Origin of the sequence: Herbidospora solisilvae, from assembly GCF_009901565.1 — a bacterium.
GTDB classification, from domain to species: Bacteria; Actinomycetota; Actinomycetes; order Streptosporangiales; family Streptosporangiaceae; genus Herbidospora; species Herbidospora solisilvae.
Map to the genome: position 1 here is coordinate 387814 of NZ_WXEW01000002.1, position 24693 is coordinate 412506.

General features: G+C 71.0%; 18 protein-coding genes. 8 read left to right on the top strand and 10 right to left on the bottom strand.

Features of this window, described 5'->3' with window-relative positions; all coding sequences use genetic code 11:
- Positions 1 to 183: 183 nt before the first annotated feature.
- The 3 genes from GT755_RS07495 to GT755_RS07505 are packed head-to-tail and all read right to left on the bottom strand — an operon-like array spanning position 184 to position 5881.
- Complete coding sequence (locus GT755_RS07495) at positions 184 to 1026, bottom strand: ABC transporter permease (protein ID WP_161478980.1); 843 nt, start codon at positions 1024 to 1026, stop codon at positions 184 to 186.
- A complete protein-coding gene (locus GT755_RS07500) occupies positions 1023 to 3593 on the bottom strand; it encodes an alpha/beta fold hydrolase (protein ID WP_161478981.1) in 2571 nt (856 codons plus the stop codon). Before GT755_RS07500 ends, GT755_RS07495 begins: the two co-directional genes overlap by 4 nt.
- Positions 3590 to 5881, bottom strand: a complete 2292-nt coding sequence (locus GT755_RS07505) for a beta-glucosidase (RefSeq protein WP_161478982.1) — start codon at positions 5879 to 5881, stop codon at positions 3590 to 3592. Before GT755_RS07505 ends, GT755_RS07500 begins: the two co-directional genes overlap by 4 nt.
- Before the next feature lie 56 nt (positions 5882 to 5937).
- Between GT755_RS07505 and GT755_RS07510 the strand changes: the two genes are divergently transcribed.
- Positions 5938 to 7059, top strand: coding sequence for a hypothetical protein (locus GT755_RS07510; protein WP_328794231.1), 1122 nt, complete (start codon positions 5938 to 5940; stop codon positions 7057 to 7059).
- Here GT755_RS07510 and GT755_RS07515 read toward each other — a convergent pair.
- The 6 genes from GT755_RS07515 to GT755_RS07540 all read right to left on the bottom strand — a co-directional run bounded on the left by GT755_RS07515 (position 7040) and on the right by GT755_RS07540 (position 13344).
- Entirely contained in the window at positions 7040 to 8062 is a 1023-nt protein-coding gene (locus GT755_RS07515; protein ID WP_161478983.1) for a copper resistance D family protein, read from the bottom strand. The genes GT755_RS07510 and GT755_RS07515 overlap by 20 nt on opposite strands.
- On the bottom strand, positions 8059 to 8628 hold the full coding sequence (locus GT755_RS07520; protein WP_161478984.1) for a copper resistance CopC family protein: 570 nt from the start codon (positions 8626 to 8628) through the stop codon (positions 8059 to 8061). The genes GT755_RS07515 and GT755_RS07520 overlap by 4 nt, the downstream gene beginning before the upstream one ends.
- A 181-nt stretch (positions 8629 to 8809) precedes the next feature.
- Positions 8810 to 9448, bottom strand: coding sequence for a cupin domain-containing protein (locus GT755_RS07525; RefSeq protein ID WP_161478985.1), 639 nt, complete (start codon positions 9446 to 9448; stop codon positions 8810 to 8812).
- Positions 9436 to 10275, bottom strand: a complete 840-nt coding sequence (locus tag GT755_RS07530) for a DUF6807 domain-containing protein (RefSeq protein ID WP_161478986.1) — start codon at positions 10273 to 10275, stop codon at positions 9436 to 9438. Before GT755_RS07530 ends, GT755_RS07525 begins: the two co-directional genes overlap by 13 nt.
- Positions 10263 to 11297 (bottom strand): Gfo/Idh/MocA family protein, encoded by a 1035-nt coding sequence (locus tag GT755_RS07535; protein ID WP_161478987.1) that lies wholly within the window; start codon positions 11295 to 11297, stop codon positions 10263 to 10265. The genes GT755_RS07530 and GT755_RS07535 overlap by 13 nt, the downstream gene beginning before the upstream one ends.
- A gap of 250 nt (positions 11298 to 11547) precedes the next feature.
- Complete coding sequence (locus GT755_RS07540; RefSeq protein ID WP_161478988.1) at positions 11548 to 13344, bottom strand: alpha/beta fold hydrolase; 1797 nt, start codon at positions 13342 to 13344, stop codon at positions 11548 to 11550.
- Between the two features lie 229 nt (positions 13345 to 13573).
- Here GT755_RS07540 and GT755_RS07545 point away from each other — a divergent pair, with 229 nt between their 5' ends.
- Genes GT755_RS07545 through GT755_RS07555 form a run of 3 tightly spaced genes read left to right on the top strand, consistent with a single transcriptional unit; the run spans position 13574 to position 16726 of the window.
- Entirely contained in the window at positions 13574 to 14863 is a 1290-nt protein-coding gene (locus GT755_RS07545) for an extracellular solute-binding protein (protein WP_161478989.1), read from the top strand.
- 7 nt (positions 14864 to 14870) lie between these two features.
- Positions 14871 to 15872 carry a carbohydrate ABC transporter permease gene (locus GT755_RS07550; protein WP_285583196.1) on the top strand — a complete coding sequence of 334 codons (1002 nt, stop codon included), beginning with the start codon at positions 14871 to 14873 and terminating at the stop codon, positions 15870 to 15872.
- Entirely contained in the window at positions 15869 to 16726 is an 858-nt protein-coding gene (locus GT755_RS07555) for a carbohydrate ABC transporter permease (RefSeq protein ID WP_161478990.1), read from the top strand. Before GT755_RS07550 ends, GT755_RS07555 begins: the two co-directional genes overlap by 4 nt.
- Here the strand turns inward: GT755_RS07555 and GT755_RS07560 are convergent.
- Complete coding sequence (locus GT755_RS07560; RefSeq protein ID WP_030454448.1) at positions 16701 to 17729, bottom strand: LacI family DNA-binding transcriptional regulator; 1029 nt, start codon at positions 17727 to 17729, stop codon at positions 16701 to 16703. The genes GT755_RS07555 and GT755_RS07560 overlap by 26 nt on opposite strands.
- A gap of 157 nt (positions 17730 to 17886) precedes the next feature.
- Here GT755_RS07560 and GT755_RS07565 point away from each other — a divergent pair, with 157 nt between their 5' ends.
- The 4 genes from GT755_RS07565 to GT755_RS07580 all read left to right on the top strand — a co-directional run bounded on the left by GT755_RS07565 (position 17887) and on the right by GT755_RS07580 (position 24687).
- A complete protein-coding gene (locus GT755_RS07565; protein ID WP_161478991.1) occupies positions 17887 to 19257 on the top strand; it encodes a glycoside hydrolase family 5 protein in 1371 nt (456 codons plus the stop codon).
- Positions 19258 to 19269: 12 nt separating this feature from the next.
- Positions 19270 to 22152: an endo-1,4-beta-xylanase gene (locus GT755_RS07570; RefSeq protein ID WP_161478992.1), complete on the top strand. Its 2883-nt coding sequence runs from the start codon at positions 19270 to 19272 to the stop codon at positions 22150 to 22152.
- Between the two features lie 85 nt (positions 22153 to 22237).
- Positions 22238 to 23770 carry a glycoside hydrolase family 43 protein gene (locus GT755_RS07575; RefSeq protein WP_161478993.1) on the top strand — a complete coding sequence of 511 codons (1533 nt, stop codon included), beginning with the start codon at positions 22238 to 22240 and terminating at the stop codon, positions 23768 to 23770.
- 65 nt (positions 23771 to 23835) lie between these two features.
- Positions 23836 to 24687 (top strand): hypothetical protein, encoded by an 852-nt coding sequence (locus tag GT755_RS07580; protein WP_161478994.1) that lies wholly within the window; start codon positions 23836 to 23838, stop codon positions 24685 to 24687.
- The last annotated feature ends 6 nt before the right edge of the window (positions 24688 to 24693 follow it).

The following is a 24693-nucleotide window of genomic DNA, read 5'->3' on the forward strand; positions in this document are numbered from 1 at the left end:
GCAGGTCCTTCCGATTCGTCTGGCCGGGCGCGACAAAAGTGAACCGGCGATGGCACGGTCCCGGGGGCGCAGGAATTTTCGGCCCGGTGAGTTGTGTGGGCGTGATTGCGCTTAATTAAAGCGTCAGAGCTTAATTGAGCTTTTTGTCCCATCGATTCCTACACGAATTCGGAGGCCTGTCAATCAGGAAACGACGTCCTTACGACGGAACCGGCGGAACGCGAAAGCCAGCAGCACGGCCGCGTACGTGACCGCGATCGCGGTGCCCTTGATCATTCCGCTGTAGTCGGGGACCGGGGCGAGGGCGTCGAGCCAGGCGGTGTTCCAGAAGGTCGGCAGGAATTCGCGCAGGCCACCGAGGGCCTCCACCGCCTGCAGGATGGTGCTGACGATCACCAGGCCGACCGCGCCGCCGACCGCCCCCAGCGGCGAGTCGGTGCTCACCGACAGCAGGAACGCCAGCGATGCGACGACCAGGTTGGTGACCATGGCGTACAGGATGACGATTCCGAATTTGGGCAGCACGTCCAGGGCCGCGATGACCTCGCCGGTGCCGGGCACCCGCACGTCGTTCCAGCCGAACGCCAGCGTGCCCGCCAGCACCGCCATCACCGGCACGACCGTGACGGCGGCGGCCGAGTAGGTCAGCGCGACGATCAGCTTCTGGCGCAGCAGGCGGTCGCGGGGGATCGGCGCGGCCAGCAGGTAGCGCAGCGACGACCAGTTGGCCTCGCTGGCCACGGTGTCGCCGCAGAACAGCGCCACCGCGACCATCAGCAGGAAGCTCGCCGAGACCGACAGGGCGAACGCGGCGAAGTTGAGGCCGCCCTCCATGGCCAGGTCGGAGATCCGCAGGCCGTTGCCGTTCCGGTTGTTGTTCGGGCCGAACTGGAAGGCGACCACCAGGATCCACGGCAGCGCCGCGAGCAGCCCGAACATGACCATCGTGCGGCGTCGGCGGAACTGGCGGACGAACTCGACCCGCAGCGGGAGGGTGCGCCCGGGCGCGTAGCCGGTCGCGGTCATGCGTTCTCTCCGATCAGGTCGAGGAACACGTCCTCCAGGCGGGTGGAGCCGTTCAGTTCGCCCCGGCGCAGCAGCTCGGCGACCGGACCGGCCGAGACCAGGCGGCCCCGGTGCATGACGACGGCGTGGCTGCACGTCTGCTCGACCTCGCCGAGCAGGTGGCTGGACACGATGACGGTCCGGCCCTCGGTGGCGTACGCCTTCAGCACCCGCCGCATCTCGGCGATCTGGGGCGGGTCGAGCCCGTTGGTGGGCTCGTCGAGCACGAGCAGGTCGGGCAGGCCCAGCATGGCCTGGGCGATGGCCAGGCGCTGCCGCATGCCCTGGGAGTAGGTGCGCACCGCGCGTTCGACGGCGGCGCCGAGACCGGCGATCTCCAGCGCCTCCTCCAGGTGGGCGTCGCCCTCGGGACGGCCGGTGGCCTGCCAGTAGAGCTTCAGGTTGTCGCGGCCCGACAGGTGCGGCAGGAAGCCCGCGCCCTCGACGAAGGAGCCCAGCCGCGACAACACCGGTGAGCCCGGCACGACCTTCTCGCCGAAGATGCGGATCTCGCCACCGTCGGGGTGGATGAGGCCCATCATCATCCGCATCGTGGTCGTCTTGCCCGCGCCGTTGGGCCCGAGCAGGCCGAGGACCTGCCCCTTCTCGACGCGGAACGACAGCTCGTCGACGGCCTTGTGGCCGTTCTTGTAGCGCTTGGTCAGCCCGGTGATCTGGAGTGGCACCTCGGCCAGCGCCGGGTCGGGCGCGACGGCGGCGCGGCGCGGACGGCCGGTCAGCAGGATCACCGCCGCCGCCAGGACCGACACGAGCGGGAACGCCCACGTCCACCAGGCGGGGCCCTGTGCGGGCGCGGCCAGACCGGAGTCGACCGGCATCGTCAGCGTCGTGGAGGCCAGGCCCACCCTGTGCACGCTGGGCTGCGCCGGGAGCGCGTAGGCCATGTCGGTCGTGGTGATCGCCAGGCGCAGCACGTGGCCCGCCTCGACGCGCCGGTCGATGGCCGGGAGGGTGACCGTGACCGGCGTGCCGGTCGGGGTCGCGGCGACGCGCAGCGGCGCGGCCAGGCCCCCTGGGAGCACCGCGAGCTGGCCGGAGGCGGCGTCGTAGAGCTTGGCGAAGAGGGTGACCTCGCCCTCGCCGTACACCTTGATCTCGGCGGTGGGCGAACCGGTCACCGTGAGCGTGCGGTCGAGCGGGCGGGTCTGGAAGACCGCGACCTGGCCCGGCAGGTCGAGCGAGGCGCCCGCCGACCCGCCGCCTCCCGCGCCGCCGCCGAGCAGGCCGCTCAGGCCGGGCACCGAGGAGATCGCGGCGGGGCTGCCGCCGGGCGGGGTGGCCACCTCCTGGTCGGGGCCGAGCAGGTCCAGATTGGTCGTCACGGTCCCGCCGAGACCGGGGTAGGACTCGCCCTCGGCGTGCAGCAGGACGTTCTGCCGGGTGCCGGGGTCGCGGCCGCCGTCACGGGAGACGGTGAAGCCCTGACCGGTGGCCGCGCCGTCCTTCTTCAGGTGGGCGTCGAACCAGTTGAGGGTCTGGGCGAAGACGAAGTCGGCCTCGGCGTCGCCGCCGTCGTGGCCCCCGGCGATCCAGGCCACCTCGACCGGGGCGCCGGTCGCGGCGATGGCCTTGGCGTTCAGGTCGGCGTGGCCGAGCGGGAAGAGCGAGTCGCGCTGCCCCTGGATGATCAGCGACGGGACCTTGATCCGGCCCTGGACCGACACGGGGCTCGACCGGCGCAGCAGGTCGACGGCCTCGGGGGTGGCCTTCCCGGTGGCGGCGATCTGCTGGTAGACCGCGCAGATGGCCGGCAGGAACCGCCCGCACTGCGCCTGGTCGGGGGTGACCCCGGCGGGCGCGGGCTGCCCGGTGGAGCCGTTCAGCAGCCGGGCCAGCCCGTCGGCCTGCGAGGCCGGGTTGAGCCCCGACCCCCCGGCGCTGAAGAAGATCCCGGCCCACATCTTCTTGAACACGCCCGTGGCCGGACCGGCCCCCGACGCCTCGGGGAACAGGGCGTCGGCCAGGTCGTACCAGGTGATCGAGGGCGCGATGGCGTCGACGCGGGCGTCGTAGGCGGCGGTCATCAGCGCGATCGCGCCGCCGTAGGAGCCGCCCGCCATGCCGACGCGCGGGTCGCCGTCCGCGTCGAGCAGCACCTCGGGCTTCTTCGCCAGCCAGTCGATGAGCTGCCGGACGTCCTTGACCTCGTAGTCGGGCGAGTTGAGCGCGATCTCCCCGGTCGAGCGCCCGAACCCGCGCGCCGACCAGGTGAGCACCGCGTACCCCTGCTCGGCGAGCTGCCCGGCCTGCTCGCGGACGCTGGTCTTGCTCCCGCCGAACCCGTGCCCGAGCAGCACCGCGGGCGCCCTGCCCCCGCCCTCGGGCGGGAAGTAGGAGGCGTCGATCAGCACCTTCTGGTCGTCGGCCGGGCCGTCGACGACGGGGATGACCACGTCCTGGCCCTGGGGGAGCCCGTCGGACGGCCAGGCGATCCAGATGATCCCGGCGACGGCCACGAGCACGGCGGCGAGCACGGCGAGGCCGCGCCGGCCCCCGCGAAACGTCATATCGCGATGCTATCGGCGCTGACTGAGAGTCCGCTGAGGACACGGTACGCCCCGGGAACGGCCTGCCACCCGTGCTCGGTCCAGACCTCCACCGCCCGCCGGGGGATCTCCACGGTGACCGACACCGTCTCGCCCGGCCCGGCCTCGCACGTCGTGAACGCCGCCAGCCAGCGGGCCGGGCGGTCGCCCGGGTCCTCGGGGGCCAGGTAGACCTGCACGACCTCGCGTCCGGGCCGGTCGCCCGTGTTGGTCAGGGTGACGGTCACCGTCATGCCGTCGACGGCGATCCCGTCGTACGACCACGTCGTGTAGCCCAGGCCGTGGCCGAACGGGAAGGCCGGGGCGGTGTCGTGGCGGTCCCAGGCGCGGTAGCCGATGAAGCGGCCCTCGTCGTAGGTGAGGACGCCGTCGGCGGGTGTGACGTTGGTCACGGGGCAGTCGTCGAGCGTGGCGGGCCAGGTGGTCGGGAGGCGGCCGCCGGGTTCGGCGGCGCCGGTGAGGACGTCGGCCAGGGCGTGGCCGCCCTCCTGGCCCGGGAACCACGTCAGCAGGATCGCGGCGACCTCGTCGCGCCACGGCATCTCGACCGGTGACCCGGCGTTGACCACGACGACCGTGCGGGGGTTGGCGGCGGCGACCTTGGCGACGAGCTCGTCCTGGCGGCCGGGCAGCCGCAGCGACGTGCGGTCGAAGCCCTCGCTCTCGACCTCCTTCGAGGTGCCGACCACGACCACGGCCACGTCGGCCTCCGCCGCCGCCGCGACGGCCTCGGAGATCATCCGGCCGGTGGTGGGGCGGGGGCCGCGGTGGCAGAGGGCGAAGCCCACGAAGGGCGGTGAGACCGGCAGGTGGCGCACCGTGTGGACCAGGCTGACCACGACCGGGCCCGGCAGGTCGGCGAGCACCTCGTGCTGCGGGGGGAGGAAGAACGCGGCCATGGGGTCGCCGTCCGGAGGCCCCACCACCCCGTCGAAGAGGGTCTGGCCGTCGGCCTCCAGGGTGAAGCGGCCGGTGCCCTCGACGGCCAGCGTGTTCCAGCCCGGGGCCGCGTCCAGGACCCCGCTGATCTCGACCGTGTGCAGCTCCTCGTAGGGGACGGGCAGCACGTCCAGCCAGAGGAAGGAGCCGTCGCGGAGCGGGAACTCGCCGAGCACCCGGCCGGTCGCGTCGCGGGCCGTCGCGGTGGCCGCCATCGCGGCCGGGGCGACCCGGACGCTCGCGTCGGCGCCCCGGCTGAAGACGACGTCGACCCCGGCGGCCCTGAGGCCTTCGAGGGGCGAGACGGCGTGGTCGGGGAACACCAGGGTGCTGCCGCCGCCCATGATCCGGGCGTCGGCGGCCAGGCCGCCGATCAGCGCGACCCTGGCGGCGGGCGCGAGCGGCAGCACGCCGTCGTTGGTCAGCAGCGTGAACGACCGGGCCGCGATCTCCCGGGCGAGTGCGGCCCCGTCCTCCGCGGGCCTCTCCGAGAGGTCCACGCGGGCGTGCAGGGTCCTGCGCCGGGCCAGTTTAAGATCGACGAGCTCCTCCGGTACGCGTCCCGCCCGCACCGCCGCGGCCAGCGGCTCCCCGTAGACGCTGGCCGGCCCCGGCATCGCCAGGTCGAGCCCGCCCAGCGCGCATCCGGCGGCGTCGCGGGCCGCCGTCCAGTCGGACATCACGACCCCGTCGAACCCCCACTCGCCGCGCAGCACGCCCTCGATCAGCTCGGCGTGCTCGCACATCGGCACCCCGTTCACCCGGTTGTACGCCGCCATCACCCCCCACGGCGCCGCCCTGCGCACCACCAGCTCGAAGGGCGCCAGGTAGAGCTCCCGGAGGGTGCGCTCGTCCACCCGGACGTCCACGGTCATCCGGTCGGTCTCGGAGTCGTTGGCCACGAAGTGCTTCACCGTCACGCCCACCCCGCCCGACTGCACCCCGGTCACGTACGCCGCCCCGATCTCCCCGGTCAGCAGCGGGTCCTCGGAGAAGCACTCGAAGTGGCGTCCGCCCAAGGGGGTGCGGTGCAGGTTGACCGCCGGGGCGAGCAGCACGTGCACGCCCTTGCGGCGGCACTCGGCGGCGAGCGCCTCCCCGGCCCGGCGGGCCAGTCCGACGTCCCAGGTGGCCGCGAGCGCGGTGGAGGAGGGCAGCGCCAGGGCGGGGTCGCCCGCCATCCAGGAGGCGCCCCGCACGCCGACGGGGCCGTCGGAGGTCACCAGCGAGGGCAGCCCGATCTCGGGCGCGGCGGGGAGCGTCCACATGTCCTGCCCGCCGATGAGGGCGGCTTTGCGATCGAGGTCCATTGCGATAGCTCATCCTTTGATTGCGCCGCGAGTAAAGAGAACGGCACAATTCGCGCGTGGCGACTGGAACAACGATGCTCACGCGGGTGCCCCGCCAGGTCGTGGCCTGGGGCCTGCCCCTCTGGTCGCGTGGCCTGCCGGGCCGCCCGACCCCGCCCGACCTCTTCCGGGTGCTCTACACGGCCTGGATCGCGGCGTTCTGCCTCAAGGTGCTCGGCGCGTCCTGGGACGTGTCGTGGCACTTCCGCTGGCTGCGCGACGACCTCGCGCCGCCCCATCTGATCAACACGGTCGGCACGATGATCGTGGTCGGCCTGACGATCGTGCACTGGTACACCGGCTACGGCGTCGACAGGGCGGCCCAGCGGCTGATCCTGTGGGGGACCGGCACCTTCCTGGTCGCCATCCCGCTCGACCTGATCAACCACCGGATCAACGGCCTGGACATCACCGCGTGGAGCCCGTCGCACGCGCTGCTGTTCATCGGCACCGCGTTCATGATCGCCGGGGTGATCCGGGGCTGGTACGTCGGCGCGCCCCCGGGCCGGCGGCGGACCGTCGTGCTGGCGGCGCTCTTCGGCTTCTTCCTGGAGAACGCGATCTTCCCGAGCGAGCACCAGGAGTACGGCGTGATCGGCCTGGCCGCCTGGGTGCGCGGCGAGCCGGAGGCCGAGCCGTCGCTGCTGGCCTTCGCGGCCGAGGACCTCGGACGGCCGGTCGACCTGATCGCCGTGCAGAACTTCGCGCTGCCGGTGCCCGACCAGGTCTACTCGCTCTGGGCCGGGATCGTCGGCATGGCGATCCTGGTGGCGGCGCGGGCGGCGACCGGATACCGGTTCACCGCGACGCTGGTCGCGGCGGGCTACGTCGCCTACCGGATGGTGATCTGGCCGCTGCTGGCCGGGGTCGGCTTCCCGACCTCGGCGATCCCGTTCTTCCTGCTGCTGGCCGCGCTCTGCGTCGACCTGGCGTTCCTGGTGCCGGTGCTCTACGCGCGGGTGGTCGTCGGGGCCCTGCTGGTCACGGGCGGCGTGTTCGGCGGGCTCTGGCTCCAGGACGCCTACCTCGTCGCGCCGCCCTACGCCCCCTGGGCGTGGCCCTACGCGCTCGGCGGGCTGGCGGTGGCGTGGCTCGTCGTGGAACTGGTGGGCAGACGGCTCAGCCGCCCGTCCGCGTGATGACGACGGCCACGCCGTAGGCGAGGCCCAGCACGGTCAGCTCGACCGCCGCCCAGGCCGCGAACGCGGTCGGGCGGCGGGCGACCACCCCCGGCAGCAGCCGGAACCGGATGTTGGCGCCGAGCAGGGCGATCAGCCCCGCCAGCACGGTCTTGACGACCACCAGCAGGCCGTATTCGGTCGTCACCAGTGAGGCGGGGAACGCCTCGGCAGGGGAGAGCAGCAGCTCCACGATCCCGCTGAACAGGCCGGAGGCGGCGACCACGAGCAGCGCCGTGGTGGCCAGCCGTGAGAACCTCGGCAGGGTGCGGCCCAGCAGCTCGCGGTCGGAGGCCAGCAGCAGCGCCACCGCGAGCAGCCCGCCCGTCCAGAGGGCCGCGCCGATGACGTGCAGCTCCATGGCGACCATGCTCAGGTCGTGCCAGTACCAGTTGGTGGCGTGCCCGGTCACCGGGAGCGGCAGCAGCCCGAACACGGCCGCGCCGACCCGCAGTTCGGCGGGCACCTTCTCGCCGAACCTGACGGCGAACATCCCGATGGCCGCGCTCAGCGTGGCCGCCGCCGCGCTCACCACGAGCCCCTGGCCCGAGCCGATCGCGTCGACGAAGAGCGGGACGTCGGGGAACCGGTCGGGCATCACCTCGGCGGCGCTCAGCAGCGTCGCCGCCAGCGCCGCGAACGCCCACACGATCGCCGAGTAGACCGCCCAGCGCCGGGCCCGGGACGCGGCCGGTTCGGTGGCCTCCGGGTGGTCGAACCCCAGCAGCTTCGGCAGGAGGCTGAGGCCGACGGTGACGAGCGCGGCGACGTCCAGGACCAACCGGGTCACCGGGAGCCCGAACTCGACCCAGGGGCCCGCTGCGGGCAGCCCGAAGGGCGGTTCGGGGAGGGTGGCCCACGTGGCCACCACGACCGCGGTCAGCCCGGCGCCGGCCAGCCCCGCCAGGGGCAGCGCGCCCAGCCGCCGGTCGACGGCGGCGGGGCGGGAGTCGAGAAGGGTCATGAGAGGGTCCGGTCGTGGGCGGGGGGCGTCGAGCCGGCGCGGCGCGGGCGCGACTCGTGGCGGTGCAGCACCCAGGTCGACAGCGCCAGCATCAGCAGGGCGAAGACCAGCAGGCCCCAGACCCAGCTGCCGCCGGAGGCGGCCGGGATCGGGGCCGACACCGCGCCGGGCGCGGGCGCCAGCGTCGCCGCGGCCCCCGTCGGGGTTCCTCCGCCCGAGGGGGTGTACGTGAACCGGATCGTCCCCGTCACCGGGTGGCCGTCGTTGGAGACGATCTGCCAGCCGATGACGTACACGCCCCCGGAGGGAAGGGGTTTCACCGTCGCTGTCACGATCTCGTCGCGGACCGTCAGGCCGGCCTCGTAGCGCGCACCGTCGGGGCCCGTCAGCGCCAGTTTGGCGAAGTCGGGGCGGACCGGCTGGTCGAAGGTCAGCGTCACCCGGTCGAGCCGGGAGACGGTCGCGCCGTCGGCGGGGTCGCTGCTCTTCAGGACGTTGTGGGCCGACGCCGGGAGCGGCAGCAGCAGGACCGCCAGGAGGACCAGCGGGACGGTGAGAAATCGCACGAATGGCAGGGTAAGCCCGGGCCGCGTGAGCGTCACCTTTCTCACGCGGCCCGGACGCCTCGGCGGGCAGAGTCGTTCCGCCCCGATGACCGTGAACCTAAGCCGCGTGATCAGGTGAGTCAATGTCTTCTTTTAAGAAAGTTTACTGATAGTACTACTTTAAGCCGCTCTTAAGCCCCGCTTATCCGGGATAGGTGAACAGATGCCCGCACATGCCGTCGCGCGGCTCGCCGGACGCCTCCTGGATGCGCGCCTCGCGCAGGTAGTCGTAGTCGCCCCGGCGCAGGGACGCGAGCTGCTTCTCGGTGTCCTCCACCGCCTTCAGCGGGCCCTCGCGCCACAGGTCCTCGAAGTCGTCGAGCCGGTCGCCGACGAGCCGCACGGCGTGCTCCAGGAACTTCTCGAAACCCGGCCGGCCCGCCTCCTTGAGCTGCCGGAAACCCTCCAGCGCCAGATCGCGCCGCCAGCGCGGGGCCATGCCGGCGGCCCGGTTGTAGTCGCCGCTCAGCACCGCGTTGGGGAAGGTGAACACCGCGTCGCCCGCCTCGGGCAGGCCGCTGTTCTGCATCACCACCACGATCTTCAACCCGCCGTCGTTCACTAACCGGTGGACGGTGCCGGGGGTGAACCACACCACGACCCCCGGCACGAGCGGGGTCTCGTGGTAGCCCTCCCAGGTCAGGGTCTGCACCGACCCGCTGCCCGCCACCACGACGTAGGCCTCCGCGCACAACGTGTGCAGATGCGGCGATCCGCCGCAGCGGCCGTCGGCGCCGGGCCATTCGTAGACACTCAGGGCGGTGACGCCTATGCCGAACATGCGTGCTCCTTCACGTACGCGACCAGCCGGGGCCGGTCCCAGGCCCCCGAGCAGACGACGACGCGGTAGCCAAGCCGCATGCTCTCTCCAGGCGGCAGGTTAACAATCTCGTCGAACGCGATCGAGGGGTTGACCGCCGCGAACGGCGTCGTCCGCACGAACCACGTCACCGGGACCGGGGCCTGGAAGAGCAGCGTCGACGATCGGTCGACGCCGTCGTGGCGGCCGACGTAGGCCAGCCACCGGGAGGTGCGGCCCATCATGTCAGGGCCCTCTCCGGTCTCGGCGATCACCTCGCCGTGCTCGAAGGAGCGCGGGCCGCGCCAGAAGAGGCCGCAGTAGCCCGCCATCGGGCGGCCGTTGGTCGTCGGGCTGCCGAACACCAGGCCGGCCCCCCGGACGTTGCGGAGCGTCGTGGCGAACTCCAGCGCCCACGAGTCGTCCTCGACGTCGGTCACCCGGAACTCGCGCAGCTCGTCGATCCAGTGCTCCCCGTCGCGGGTGTGCCAGCTCAGCCGCTGGACGCCCGGACGGTCGAAGCCGTCGTGCCGGATCGTGCCGGTGTTGGGCAGGTCGACGTAGCCCGCCGCCTCGCGGACGTAGGTGCCGCCGCCCCAGAAGTTCTGGCCCGACAGGTCGGAGACCGTCATCGCCAGGCCCTTGTGCCACCGGTGGTCGTGCGGCCGGAAGGCGCTTACCAGATCGCCGTCGAGGGTCCTGATCGGGTGGAAGTAGGGCTTGGGCGACTCGAAGACGTCGGTGTCGCGGTCGTCGTAGACGTAGCGCAGGATCTCCACGCCGCGTTCGTCGTAGATCAGCTCGTCCACGCGCCGCCGTCCAGCCGGTGGTAGAAGGGGTCGTCGGGGGTCAGCTCGGCGCGGGTCACGGGGCGTCTGCGGTGGGCCGAGGCGTAGATGCCGGTGGCCAGTTCCAGGGCCTGGCGGCCCTGGCGGGCGCTCATCGGCGGGCGCTCGTCCTTCTGGTAGGCGTCGAGCAGTGCCGCGAGCTGGGCCTCGTGGGAGCTGGGGCGGTCGTCGGGGGGTTGCCACAGGTCGGTCGTGGCGGTCCAGTTCTCGTTGCGGTAGCCGTACAGATGACGGAGTTCCACGGTCGCGTCGGTGAAGTCGAAGCGCAGGTAGCTCTCCTCGCGGCGGGACAGCAGGCTCGTCACGACGGAGGCCAGCGCGCCGGTGGTGAAACGGACCGTGGCCATGGCGACGTCCTCGTACTCGACGTCGCGGTCGAGGGTCGCGGTCGTCGCGCTCACCTCGGCCCAGTCGCCCAGGATCGAGAGCATGACGTCGATCTGATGGATCGCGTGGCCGACCGTCGGGCCGCCGCCCTCGGTCCGGAACCGGCCCCGCCACGGGACCGTGAAGTAGTCGTGGTCGCGGAACCAGGTCGTCACGCACTGGGCGACCAGCGGGCGGCCCAGCAGCGGCGCGATCTCCTTCAGGTGGACGGCGCCGGAGCCGAAGCGGTGCTGCGAGACCACGGAGGCGTAGCCGGGCCCTTCGGCGGCGGTGATGGCGTCCCACTCCGCAAGTGAACGACACGCGGGCTTCTCGATCCACACCCAAGCGCCCGATTTGAGACATTCGATCGCCTGGACGGCGTGCACGCCCGGCGGCGTGCACAGGTGCACCAGGTCCGGGCGCTCGCGCTGGAGCAGCTCCGCCACCGACGAGTAGGCGTGCGGGACGCCGTGCTCGCGGGCGAACCGCCAGGCCCGGCCCAGGTCCACGTCGGCGACCGCGACCACCTCGGCCCGGTGGGCCTCCGCCCGGAGCGCCGGCATGTGGCAGACGCCGGCGATCCCGCCGGTCCCGACGACGGCGACCCGGATCATCCGGCCATCCCTTCAGGTTGTGACCCGCGCGGGCGCCCACGCTCCCAGGGGCGCCCGCACGGGCGTCTCACCTCACGACGAGCGTCGTGAGCGATCAAGGGCCGGGGTTCCGTCCGGAGGACGTCGTAACATGCGGAAACCCGTTTCCCGAAAGTTTCATAAGATTACCGAGACTTTTCGTTGCGGGTAACGTAAAGGCTGCACACGGGGCGCGTCAACGCCCTGCGGTGGAAACGGTTGCCGGAAGGAGTCAGAGAACCCATCCGACGAGCCAGGCCGTGAAGACGAGCCCGGTCGCCGCGGGAAGGATCAGCACACCCGGCGCCCGCTCGCGGAACGCCGCCACCACCGACAGGGCCGTCGACACGACCGCCAGCGCGCTGGTCCAGAAGATGATCGGCGGGATGCCGACGGCGAAGGCCACCTCGTCGTCCACCGAGAGCACGCTCCATGCCACGATGGCGCAGAAGACCGTGCCGGTGATCCCGGCCAGCAGGGTCAGCAGGCCGTCGCGGCGCACCGTGAGCGCGCCCCCGGCGATCTGGAAGAGCGACAGCAGCGCGAACACGCCGAGCGGCGCCAGCACCCACGGCGCCCCTGCGGCCGTGTAGGCGGCCCCGGTGAAGTGGACCGAGGCCGGGTCGATCGTCGCCCGGGGAGGCGTGCCGGCGTCGCAGGGGGTGGGGGCGGCCGGGTCGGCCAGGAACGCGGTGATCGTGCGACGGCCGCACTCGCTGCCCAGGAACACCCCGTGGCCGACGCCCGCGAACTCCTGGAAGCGCGCGCCCGGCAGGTTCTCGGTGGCCCGGCTCGCCGCCGCCGACGGGGTGGTGGGGTCGTACTGCCCGGCCAGGATCAGGACCGGGGCCTGGGTGATGGCCCCCTCCTCGCCGGAGGGGGGCAGCCGCCACTCCGCGCACACCGTCGCGTCGTTGTCGGCGGTGAACAGGCGGCGGTCGGCGAAGGTGTTGGCGGGCGCCTCGTCCTGGCACTGCACGGCGTAGTAGAGGCCCCACTCGTGGCTGGTCAGCGCGCCGCCGACGCCGTCGACCAGCGGCTGGAGCAGGTCGGTGTGGCCGTCGGCCAGGCCGTCGACCAAGGCCGGCAGGATCGGCAGCGCCTCGGGGTCGGCGAACGACTCGGCCAGCAGGGTGGCGACGTCGTCGCCGGTCAGCCGGACCATGACGCGACGGCGGGTGAGCGGGTCGCGGGTGGCGAGGGTGACCGGGTCGGCGTTGAGGTTCCGGACCGCGAGGTCGAACCGGGCGGTCACGCCGAGGCGGTCGAGGGTGCTCCGCAGGGCGGCGGGCGCCTCGTCGTACCACTGGCTGCGCTCGGGCAGGTAGGAGTCGAGCACGAGCGACTTGGCGCCGTCGGGGTCCATCGCGGCGGCCAGCAGCATCGCGCGGGTGGAGTAGCTGACGCCGAACAGGGTCCACTTGTCGTAGCCGAGCGAGCGGCGCAGCTCGACCACGTCGGCGGCGATCTCCTGGGTGCGGTAGCCGCGCAGGTCGACCGTGAGCCGCGCCTTGCACGTGCGGGCCGCCAGCCCCATCGCCCCGTTGGGCGCGGGCGCGGGGGTGGCGGTGACCGGCATGGGGCTGGGGCTCGGGCTGGCCGTGACGGCGGTGGGCGGCGCGAGGTCCTTCAGGATGCCGTCCACGATCTCGGGGCATTCCAGGCGGGGTTCCGACCACCGCCCGCCGCGCTGTTCGATGACGACGACGTCGCGGTCGGGCGCGATCGAGGTGATCAGCTCGGTCAGCGGGATCGAGGCCGAGCCGGGGCCGCCGCTCATGAAGACCACCGGCTCACCGGCCGGGCTGGCCGCCTTCCTGATCGCGTAGCCCACCTTGATCGTGTCGCTCTGGTAGGCGTCGCGGCGCTCGGGCACCAGGAGGTAGCCGCACGTGGTGCCCTCCGGCACGGCGACCGGGCAGGGCCGCTCCTCCATGTCCGCGCGCGCCCGTGCGGACGCGGGAGCTGAAAGTCCCATGAGCGTGACGGAAGCCGCGATCAGGCTCACCGCCGTCTTCCATCCGGGCACCCGTCAACCTCACTGCCAAATCCGCACTTGATGGGGGATCGCACGCGATTTCACGTGATCTCCGCCCGGACCACGGCAGAACCCTAGCGGCAAGGGCCGAGTAACAGCTCCACAACGGCCGTTGATCCCGTGGAAAACGCGATGTAACCTCCGTGCCATCAAGGGAAACTATCGGAATTTCATCGAAAGTTTCTTGGAGTCCATTCCCGGGACGGAAGGAACCACCGATATGTCGCTGACACGACGCGCAGTGGTGACGGCGGCTGCCGCCGCGCTGCTGCTGGCGGGCTGCTCATCCCCGAGCGAGGAAGCGCCCGCAGCCGGGGGACAGGCGGCGCAGGAGAAGGTCGTCATCGACTGGTGGCACATCCAGAACATCGAGCCCATGTTGCCGGTGTGGGACGCGATGGCCAAGGAGTACATGGCCGCCCACCCGAACGTGACGATCAACATCAACCCGCTGGAGAACGAGGCCTTCAAGGCCAAGATGACCACGGTTGCGCAGTCGGGCGAAGGCCCCGACATCTACCAGACGTGGGGCGGCGGCGTGCTCCAGCAGCAGGCCGACGGCGGCATCGCCAAGGACATCACCGCCGACATCGCCGACTGGTCGGGCACCTTCAACCCGGCCGCCCTGGCGGCCTACCAGTTAGGCGGCAAGACCTACGGTGTCCCGTACGACATCGGCATGGTCGGCTTCTGGTACAACAAGGACCTCTTCAAGAAGGCCGGCATCGAGCAGCCGCCCGCGACCTGGACCGAGTTCCTCGACGCGGTCAAGAAGCTGAAGGACGCCGGCATCACCCCGATCGCCCTGGCCGGCAAGGCCAAGTGGCCGGGCCACTACTACTGGACCTACCTCGCGATGCGGATCGCCGGTCTGCCCGCGCTCCAGGAGGCGGCGACGGCGAAGTCGTTCGAGAACCCCGACTTCATCGCCGCCGGTCAGAAGCTCAAGGAACTGGCCGACCTCAAGCCGTTCCAGAACGGCTTCCTGGGCGCCCCCTACGACACCCCCGACGGCCAGGCCGCCGCGATGGGCAGCGGCAAGGCCGCCATGGAGCTGATGGGCCAGTGGGCGCCGACCGTCCAGAAGGACACCGCCGGTGACCTCGGCGAGGCGCTCGGCTTCTTCCCCTTCCCCGCGGTCGAGGGCGGCAAGGGCGCGGCCACCGAGGCGCTCGGCGGCGGCGGCGGCTTCGCCGTCGGCGTGGACGCCCCGAAGGAGGCCACCGACTTCCTGAAGTTCATCCTGTCGGCCGAGAACGCCCGCAAGGAGATCGCCACCGGCGCCCTCCTGCCCGTCGTCAAGGGCACCGAGGACGCCGTCACCGACCCGCGCGGCAAGATGGTCGTCGACGTCCTGGCCAAGGCGACCGGCTTCCAGCTCTACCTCGACCAGGCCTACCCGCCGGCCGTCGGCGCGCAGGTCAACGACAGCGTGGCCGAGCTGATCGCCGGGACCAAGTCGCCGGAAGAAGTGGTCAAGGCCATCACCGAGACCGCGCAGGCGGAGTAGTCGCGGCGTGAAGACGACAAAAGGACCGGAGAGCGCCGTCGCGGCCTCTCCGGTCCCGCGACGACTGGTCCCCCCGCCGCAGCCCCGGGCGAGCAAGAACCGGGGCAAGGCGCGGAAGCGGATCACCATCATCCTGTTCCTGCTCCCCGGCGTCATCCTGTTCTCGCTGCTGGTGCTGGCGCCGATCCTGCTGGCGATGTACTCCAGCGTCTTCAAGTGGAACGGCTTCGGCCTGCTGCCGACGAACTTCGTGGGGCTGGACAACTTCACCCGGCTGCTGGACAACGAGATCTTCCTCGGCGACCTGCGGCGCGGCGCGCTCCTGATCGTGTTGTCGCTGGTGGTGCAGCTGCCGCTGGCGCTGGCCATCGCGCTGCTGCTGAACCAGAAGATGCGCCTGCGGGCCCTCTACCGGCTGCTGTTCTTCGCGCCGTACGTGCTCAGCGAGGTCATCGCGGCCGTGCTGTTCAGCATGCTGCTGTCGCCGGAGCGCGGGCTGGCCAACGAGGTCCTCGGCTTCCTCGGACTCGGAACCTCCAGCTTCCTGTCCGAGCCCGAGACGGTCATGTTCTCGTTGTTCATCGTCATCACGTGGAAGTACTTCGGGTTCTACGTGATCCTCTACCTGGCCGGGCGGCAGAGCATCCCCAAGGAGCTCACCGAGGCGGCCCAGATCGACGGCTGCGGCCCCTGGCACGTGTTCCGCTACGTGACGCTGCCGCTGCTCGGCCCGACGATCCGGATCACGATCTTCCTGTCGGTGATCGGCACCATCCAGCTCTTCGACCTGGTGTACGTGCTGACAGGGGGCGGCCCCGTGCACGCGTCGGAGACGCTCGGCGTGACGATGTACGACATCGGCTTCAACCGCTTCCAGGTCGGTTACGCCAGCGCGATCAGCGTGGTGATGTTCCTGCTCAGCCTGGTCTTCGCCATCGGCTACCAGCGGTTCGTGCTCAAGCGCGACCTCGACGGGGCCACCACGACCATGGGAGGTGGCCGCAGATGAGCGTCCACGCGCGGGAACGCCGGACCACGCCGGCCAGGATCGCCCGGCCGATCGCCCTGCACACGATCGTCATCGTCATCGGCGTGTTCGTGCTGGTGCCGATCGTGTACGGCATCCTGGGCGGCTTCAAGGACAACCCGCAGCTCGCCAACAACCCGATCGGCCTGCCGGCACCGTGGGTACCTGAGAACTACACGAACGTGCTGGCGTCGTCGGACTTCTGGCGGCAGGTCTTCAACAGCTCCCTGATCGCGCTCAGCACGGCGCTGGTCACGGTGGCCGTCTCGGCCCTGGCGGCGTTCGTGTTCGCCCGGTTCGCCTTCCGGGGCCGGGAGTTCCTGTTCACCATCTTCGCGGCCGGGCTGATGTTCCCGTTCGCGGTGGCGATCCTGCCGCTGTTCATCATCCTTCGGTTCTTCGGCCTGCTGAACAACCCGCTCGGGGTGATCCTGCCCCAGGCCGCCTTCGGCCTGGCGCTGACGATCATCATCCTGCGGTCGTTCTTCCGGTCGATCCCGCACGAGGTGGAGGAGGCCGCCATCCTCGACGGCTGCTCGCCGTTCGGGTTCTTCTGGCGGATCCTGCTGCCGATGGCCCGCCCCGCGCTGGCCACGGTGTCGGTGCTGGCCGTCGTCAACAGCTGGAACAACTTCTTCCTGCCGCTGGTGGTCTTCAACGACAAGGTGTGGTGGACGCTCCCCGTGGGCGTGCAGCAGTTCAGCGGCCAGTATTCGGCCGACACCGCCAAGATCCTCGCGTACGTGGTCCTGGCGATGATCCCGGCGCTGGCCTTCTACGCGGTCGCCGAGCGGCAGCTCATCGGCGGCCTCACTGCGGGGGCGACGAAAGGGTGATCGGCGTCGTGCTCTCGCGGACCACCAGATCGGTGGCCAGCTCGACCCGGCGGGCCTCGGGGTGTTCCCCGCGGCCCATCGCCAGCACCATCCGGGTGGCCAGCGCGGCCATGTCCTGGAGCGGCTGGCGGACCGTGGTGAGCGGCGGCCACGCCGACTGGGCCAGCGGCAGGTCGTCGAAGCCGACCACGCTGAGGTCCTCGGGCACGCGCAGCCCGCGCTGCCGGGCCGCCTCGAACACCCCGAAGGCCTGCATGTCGCTGCCGGCGAAGATGGCCGTCGGACGGTCGGGCAGCGACAGCAGGGCATGACCGTGGTCGTGCCCGGCGTCGGCCAGGAAGCTGCCGTAGCGGATCAGGCCCGGCTCGACGGGCACCCCGGCGGTCTCCAGGGCGGCGCGGTAGCCGTCTATGCGGGCCCGGCTGCACAACATGTCGGCCGGGCCGCCGATCATCCCGATCCGGCGGTGGCCGAGCTCCAGCAGGTGCCGGGTGGCGGCCAGGCCGCCGTGCCAGTTGGTGGCGCCGACGGAGGCGACGCCACCGGCCGGCTCCCCTTCGGGGTCGACCACCACGAAGGGCATCGACCGGGCCGCGAGCTGGTTCTGGAGACCGGCCGACAGGCGCGAGGCGACGACGACGACGCCGTCGGTGCGACGGGCGGCGATGCGCTCCAGCCAGTCGCGGCCGGGGCCCGCGTGGGTGTGCAGGACCGAGATGACCACGCTGGCCTCGGCCTCGCGGGCGGCCGTCTCGGCGCCCCGCACGATCTCCATCGCCCAGGGGCTCTCGATCTCGGCGAACACGAGGTCGATCAGCCCCACGGGGCCGTCGCCGGGGCTGACGCGGCGCTGGTAGCCGTGTTTGTGCAGCAGCCGTTCCACCCGCTGCCGGGTCTCCGGCGCGACTTCGGGGCGACCGTTGATGACCTTGGACACCGTGGGGACCGACACACCCGCCTCTTGGGCGATTACGGCGATCGTCACCCGCCTTTTCGCTGGCATGGCCGGAAGTGTATCCGAAAGGTTTCGGGTACGCGTACCTGGGGCGTCATTCCCGGTGGTAGCGCTCCCAGCTCTTTGTTGACGGTGCGCGAGCTGGATATCTATGCTGCGGCTTGCGAAATATTCGGTAACAGTCCGAAACTTTCAAGGGGAAGCGATGCCCGACCTGCGCGTGTCCGGATCTCACCTCGTCGACCCGTCCGGGCGTCCGGTGCGCCTTCGTGGCGTCGGGCTCGGCGGCTGGCTCAACATGGAGAACTTCATCACCGGCTATTCGGCCAACGAGTCGACCATGCGGGCGGCCGTCCGCGAGGTGCTCGGTGAGGAGCGCTCGGAGCTGTTCTTCGACCGCCTGCTGACCTCGTTCTTCGGCCCGGAGGACGCCGACCTCTTACGGGACCTGGGCATGAACTGCGTCCGGATCCCGGTCAACTACCACCACTTCGAGTCGGACGACCGCCCGTTCGAGATCATCGAACACGGCTTCCGCCACCTCGACCGCGTCATCGGCCTGCTGGGCGAGCGCGGCATCTACAGCGTCATCGACCTGCACGCCCTGCCCGGCGCGCAGAACCAGCACTGGCACTCCGACAACCCCACCCACATCGCCTCCTTCTGGCGCTACCGCCAGTTCCAGGACCGCGCGGTGCACCTGTGGGAGGCCATGGCCGACCGCTACAAGGACAACCCGTGGGTGGCCGGCTACAACCCCATCAACGAGCCCGGCGACGTGCACGGCCGGGTCGTCGGCCCCTTCTACGACCGCCTGGTCAAGGCGATCCGCGCGGTCGACCCCGGCCACGTGCTGTTCCTCGACGGCAACACCTACTCGACCGACTTCTCGATCTTCCGCGAGGTGTACGAGAACACGGTCTTCGTCTGCCACGACTACGCCTTGGCCGGCTTCGCGCACGGCGGCCCCTACCCCGGCGAGACGCGCGGCGAATGGGTCGACCGCTCGACCCTGGAGGCCACCTTCGAGCGGCGCACGGTGTTCCAGCGGGAGACCGGCACCCCCATCTGGGTGGGCGAGTTCGGCCCCGTCTACACCGGGAACCCCGAGGTCGACGGGCAGCGCTACCAGATCCTCCGCGACCAGCTAGAGATCTTCGACGCGCATTCGGCGGGGTGGTCGCTCTGGACGTACAAGGACGTCGGCCTCCAGGGACTCGTGACGGCCGGTGAACCTTACATCGGAGTTTTCGGCGACTTCATCGCCAAGAAGGGCCGTCTCGGGGCCGACCGGTGGGGCTCGACGATGGAGGAGATGGCCGGGGAACTGGCGCCGCTGCACCAGTTCATGGAGGCGGAGTTCCCCTCCTGGGACCCCTACCCCTGGGGCGCGCGCTACCAGATCGACGACCTCATCCGGCACATCATGATCGCCCAGGCCCTCGTCCCCGAGTACGCCGAGGTCTTCCGCGGCCGCTCCGACGAGGAGCTGCTGGCCCTGGCCGACTCCTTCGCGCTCGCCTCCTGTGCCCGGCGTCAGCCCCTGCTCGACCTGCTCCACGAGAACCTGCACTAGGAGACCTCCCTCATGTTCCGAGCCGCGACGGCCTTGCTGCTCGTCCTGTTATGCCTGGCCGTCCCGGCTAGGGCGGATGTCACCACCATCGCCACCTACGACTTCTCCTCCGGCGCGCAGGGCTGGGGCCCGCGCGGCGACGGGGTCGTGCTCGACACCTCCTCCGGCGCGCTGCGCGTCACCGGGCGGACGCAGAACTGGATGGGCGCCCAGATCACCCCGCCCTTCGAGAAGGGCGTCACCTACACGGTGACCGCCCGCGTCTCCGGGGCGGTCGCGCTGACCGTCGAGCGCACCCCGGCGGGCGGCTCGACCACCTGGGAGCGGGTCGGCGCGGCGACGTCCGCCCCGGGGGAGTTCACCGAGTTGTCCGGGACGTACGGCTACTCGGCCGACTCGACCCTGAACCTCTACTTCGAGAGCGCCGACGCGACGGCCGAGTTCACGGTCGACGACATCGTCGTCACGTCGGACGGTGACCCCACGCAGTCGGGCCTGTCCACCGACTTCGAGACGGGGACCGCGCAGGGCTGGAACCCGCGCGGCGGGGCGGCGCTCACCGCGTCGGGCGCCGCGGCGCACGCCGGGGCCTTCGGGCTCGCCGTCACGAACCGCCAGGCCTCCTGGGACGGGCCGTCGCTGAACGTGCTCGGCAAGCTGGCCAAGGGCGCCAAGTACACGCTGTCGGTCTGGGTCCGCAGCGCCGAGGCGCAGTCGCTCGGCCTGTCGATCGAGCGGCGGCAGAACGGCACGCCCTCCTACGAGCGTGTCGTCGCCCCCGCCTCCGTCACCGGCTGGACCCGGCTGACCGGCACCTACACCCTCGCCCACGACGTCGACTTCCTGAGCGTCTACGTCGAGTCCGCCGAGGGCGTGCTGCCGTTCGAGATGGACGACTTCACGCTGGAGTACGTCGAGCCCAAACCCATCCAGACCGACATCCCCTCGCTCAAGGACACCGTGCCCTTCACGCTCGGCGCGGCCTTCCACCGGGGCGCCACCCTCGGCGAGCACGCCAAGCTGATCAACAAGCACTACGGGAGCGTCACCCCCGGCAACGCGCTGAAGTGGGACGCGACCGAGCCGGCCGAAGGTCGGTTCACCTTCGACGAGGGCGACGCCCTGGTCGACTTCGCCACCGGCAACGGCCTGGAGTTCCGCGGCCACACCCTCGTCTGGCACAGCCAGACCCCCGCGTGGGTCTTCGAGGGCGCCACCAAGGAGGTCCTGCTCCAGCGCGTCGAGAACCACATCCGCGCCGTGATGGGCCGCTACAAGGGCCGCATCGGCACCTGGGACGTCGTCAACGAGGTCATCGACGAGAACCAGCCCGACGGCCTGCGCCGCTCGCCGTGGTTCGAGATCACCGGCCTGGACTACATCCGGACCGCGTTCCGGGTCGCCCGCGAGGTCGACCCAGCCGCGACGCTGGTGTTCAACGACTACAACACCGAGTTCCCGCGCAAGCGGGAGGCGATGTACAAGGTCGTCAAGCAGCTCCGCGACGAGGGCGTGCCGATCGACGCCGTCGGCCACCAGCTCCACGTCAACATCGAGCAGCCGCCGGCGTACTTCATCGAGGACACCATCGAGCGGTTCGCGACGCTGGGCGTGGAGCAGCAGGTCACCGAGCTCGACGTGTCGGTCTACACCGACTTCGTGTCGACCTACCCGACGGTGCCCGCCGACGTGCTGGCCCGGCAGGGCCACCGCTACAAGGAGATCTTCGACGTCTTCCGCCGGCAGGCCGCGAAGTTGTCGTCGGTGACGATCTGGGGCGTGGCCGACGACGAGACCTGGTTGTCGACCTTCCCGATCAACCGCGTCAACGCGCCGCTGCCCTTCGACGACGAACTCCAGGCCAAGCCCGCGTTCTGGGGCGTCGCCGACCCGTCGAAGCTGCCCGCGTCGCGGCTCGCGTTGGTCGTGCCGGCCGGGACCGTCACCGTCGACGGCAAGCGCGACCCGCAGTGGGACCGGCAGCCGGACCGGCCCGTGGCCCGGGTCGGGGCCGTGTCGGCCGCCTTCCAGCTGCGAAAGGCCCCTTCGGGGGTGTACGTCTTCGCGGACGTCACCGACACGACCGACGACACGACCGACTCCCTGACGCTGAAGCTCGGATCGGGGACCTACAAGATCCAGCGCGGCGGCACCCACGCCCAGGGCTTCAAGGCGCACACCAGGAAGACCGACGGAGGCTGGCAGGCCGAGGCACTGCTGCCGTCCGGCTCGGCCAGCACCCTCGACCTGACCGTCGACGACGCCGCCACCGGCCCCGACGCGGTCTTCAGCGGGACCCTGACGTTCGTCCCCGAGGTGAAGGAGTTCACCGCGCCGAAGGAGACCCCCGTGGTCGACGGCGTCGCCGAGGCGGTCTGGAACAAGGCCACCCCGGTCGACACCGGCACCTGGATCCAGGGCACGTCGGGCGCCACGGCCAAGGTCCGGGCGTTGTGGTCGCCCTCGGGTGTCCTGTACGTCCTGGCGAAGGTCACCGACCCCGTCCTCAGCGAGGAGTCGCCGAACGCGTGGGAGGAGGACAGCGTCGAGATCTTCGTCGACCCCGAGAACAACAAGACCAAGGGCTATGACGACGACGACGGCCAGTACCGGATCTCCTTCACCGGCGCCGAGTCGATCGGCGGCACCTTCGACGCCTTCGCGATCCGCGGCAACCTGACGAGCGCCGTGTCGCGGACCTCCGCCGGTTACGTCGTCGAGGCCGCGATCAAGCTGCCGACGGTGACCCTGTCGCGCGACCGGGTGCTCGGCTTCGACGTGCAGATCAACGACGCCACCGGCGCGGCCCGTACCGCGGCGGTCACCTGGCACGACCCGACCGGACAGAGCTATCTGTCCACGGCGCGATGGGGAGTGCTACGGCTCGGTAAGTAGTGCATGGTCCAATAGGTTCTGGCACCGGGCCCCGCCTTCCGCAGCGTGCGGGGCCCGGCGCCACTCAGCCCGGAGGCTCCCGCCGGTGTCCACCAACCCCGTTCTGCCCGGTTTCCATCCCGACCCCTCGATCTGCCGCGTCGGCGCCGACTACTACCTGGTGACCTCGTCGTTCGAGTGGTTCCCGGGGGTGCCGATCTTCCACAGCAGGGACCTGACGCACTGGCGGCAGCTCGGCCACGTGTGCCACGACCTGGACCTCGACGGCCTCAAGCCGTCGGCGGGCATCTTCGCCCCGACCATCCGCCACCACGACGGCGTCTTCTACATGATCACGACGTTGATGGAGACGGCCGGCAACTTCCTGGTCACCGCCACCTCGCCCGAGGGGCCGTGGACCGACCCGGTCTGGTTCCCCGAGACCCGCGGCTTCGACCCCTCCCTGTTCTTCGACGACGACGGCCGCTGCTGGATGCACGGCACCCGCGAACGCGAGAACAAGGAGTACGACGGCGACACCGAGATCTGGCTCCGCGAGCTCGACCTGACGTCGCTGAAGCTGGTCGGCGACGAACACGTCATCTGGACGCCCCACCTGCGCGGCGCGATCTGGGCCGAGGGCCCCCACATCTACAAGATCGGCGGCTGGTACTACCTGCTGACCTCCGAGGGCGGCACCGCCGAGGAGCACGCGGTCATGGTGGCCCGCTCCCGCACCCTCACCGGCCCCTACGCCGGCAACCCGCGCAACCCCGTGCTGACCCACCGCCACCTGGGCCTGCGCCACCCGATCACCTCGACGGGCCACCCCGACCTGGTCGAGACCCCTGACGGCGAGTGGTGGTCGGTCCTGCTGGCCACCCGCCCCTACGGCGGCACCGACGCCACCCCCCTGGAGATGGCGGCCGTCCGGCGGGAACACGGCTACAACCTGGGCCGCGAGACCTTCCTGACCCGGGTGACCTGGGAAGACGAATGGCCCGTCTTCGACCAGGTGACCCTCGACTTCGCGGGCCCGTCCCTGCCGGTCCACCGGTGGCCGGCCGCCCCGGCGTGCGACCACTTCCACCGGCTCGACCCGGTCTGGCAGTTCCTCCGCACGCCGCGCGAGACGTTCTGGACGGTCGGCGACGGCCTGACCCTGAAGGTGCGCCCGCCCGGCCTGACCGAACACGGCAACCCCAGCCTGGTGGCCCGCCCGCAGGCCCACATCGACTTCGCCGTCCACACCGAACTGACCTTCACCCCCGGGGCGGGGGAGCACGCCGGCCTGGCCCTGATCCAGAACGACGACTTCCACATCCGCCTCTCCCTGCGCCCCGGCGGCCTCGAACTCATCCACCGCGCCGAAGGCGTCGACACCCTCGCCGGGTGGGCCGACGCCGCCGGGGGCCGCGTGTGGCTGAGCTTCGAGGCCCACGGCCAGGACTACCAGGCCCGCTACGCCCTCTCGCCCGGCGAGTGGCGCCCCCTGGGGCCGCCGCTCGACGGCCGCATCCTGAGCTCGACGGTGGCGGGCGGCTTCATCGGCACGATGATCGCCCTGTACGCGACCTCGGAGGGACGGGAGAGCTCGAATTCGGCGCGTTTTTCCTGGTTTGACTATCAGGCGCTCTGACATTCGAGCGCGTGTTCTACTGAAACGGGTGCGCGCAAAGTAATCGGTCGGTAACGTCCTGACGTGTGCCGACAACACAACACGATTCACTCAACCAGCTCTTCCGAGAACGGCCTCAGCTCGCCCTCGACCTGGTCAGGCGGGCCAAACTGCTGGAGGTGCCCGATGGTCTCCCCGTCCGGGCACACCAGCTCGAACTGAGCGACCGCGTCTCCAAGGAGCTCCGTCCCGACCTGCTGCTCACCCTCGGTCCCGAGCGTGAGCCCTACGCGGCGCTGATCGTCGAGATGCAGCTGCAGCCCTCCGAGGCCAAGGCCCGGCAACTGCCGCGCTACGCGGCCGCGGTGTGGCTGCATCTCGACTGTCCCGTCCACGTCGTGGTCGTCTGCCCGGACAGACGCACCGCCCGCTGGGCCGCCACCCGCATGCCCACCGAGCTCGAAACCCTCTACGTGGAGCCGCTGGCCATCGGGCCCGACGACATCCCCCTGGTCACCAGGGCGCAGGTCGCCGACAATCCCGAGCTCGCCACGCTCTCCCTGATGGCCCACGGCGCCGACCCGGGGGTGGCGGAGGACATCCTCGACGGATTCGACGGCCTGCCCGTCGAACACGCTGCGTATTACTATCAATACGCGTTCCACTTCGCCGCCGAGTCGGCCAAACACCGATTGGAGCAGGTCGTGAAGACCAAACCCGTGTTCAGCCCGTTCGCCAGGGAACACTTCGGCGAAGGCGTCGCCGTGGGCGAGACCCAGGGCGAGATCAAGTCACTCCTCACCATCCTCGACGCCCGCGGCCTGACCCTCGACGACCGTCAGCGCGAGACGGTGACCGCGTGCACCGACTCGGCGCAGATCCTCGAGTGGGTCAGGCGCGCCGCGGTGGTCGACGAGGCCGCTGAGCTGTTCGTCTGAGTTCTC

Excerpts from the sequence above, each read along its gene's own strand:
- GT755_RS07495 (WP_161478980.1), bottom strand. The coding sequence starts at position 1,026 with ATGACCGCGACCGGCTACGCGCCCGGGCGCACCCTCCCGCTGCGGGTC.
- GT755_RS07500 (WP_161478981.1), bottom strand. The coding sequence starts at position 3,593 with ATGACGTTTCGCGGGGGCCGGCGCGGCCTCGCCGTGCTCGCCGCCGTG.
- GT755_RS07505 (WP_161478982.1), bottom strand. The coding sequence starts at position 5,881 with ATGGACCTCGATCGCAAAGCCGCCCTCATCGGCGGGCAGGACATGTGG.
- GT755_RS07515 (WP_161478983.1), bottom strand. The coding sequence starts at position 8,062 with ATGACCCTTCTCGACTCCCGCCCCGCCGCCGTCGACCGGCGGCTGGGC.
- GT755_RS07525 (WP_161478985.1), bottom strand. The coding sequence starts at position 9,448 with ATGTTCGGCATAGGCGTCACCGCCCTGAGTGTCTACGAATGGCCCGGC.
- GT755_RS07535 (WP_161478987.1), bottom strand. The coding sequence starts at position 11,297 with ATGATCCGGGTCGCCGTCGTCGGGACCGGCGGGATCGCCGGCGTCTGC.
- GT755_RS07545 (WP_161478989.1), top strand. The coding sequence starts at position 13,574 with ATGTCGCTGACACGACGCGCAGTGGTGACGGCGGCTGCCGCCGCGCTG.
- GT755_RS07555 (WP_161478990.1), top strand. The coding sequence starts at position 15,869 with ATGAGCGTCCACGCGCGGGAACGCCGGACCACGCCGGCCAGGATCGCC.
- GT755_RS07560 (WP_030454448.1), bottom strand. The coding sequence starts at position 17,729 with ATGCCAGCGAAAAGGCGGGTGACGATCGCCGTAATCGCCCAAGAGGCG.
- GT755_RS07565 (WP_161478991.1), top strand. The coding sequence starts at position 17,887 with ATGCCCGACCTGCGCGTGTCCGGATCTCACCTCGTCGACCCGTCCGGG.
- GT755_RS07570 (WP_161478992.1), top strand. The coding sequence starts at position 19,270 with ATGTTCCGAGCCGCGACGGCCTTGCTGCTCGTCCTGTTATGCCTGGCC.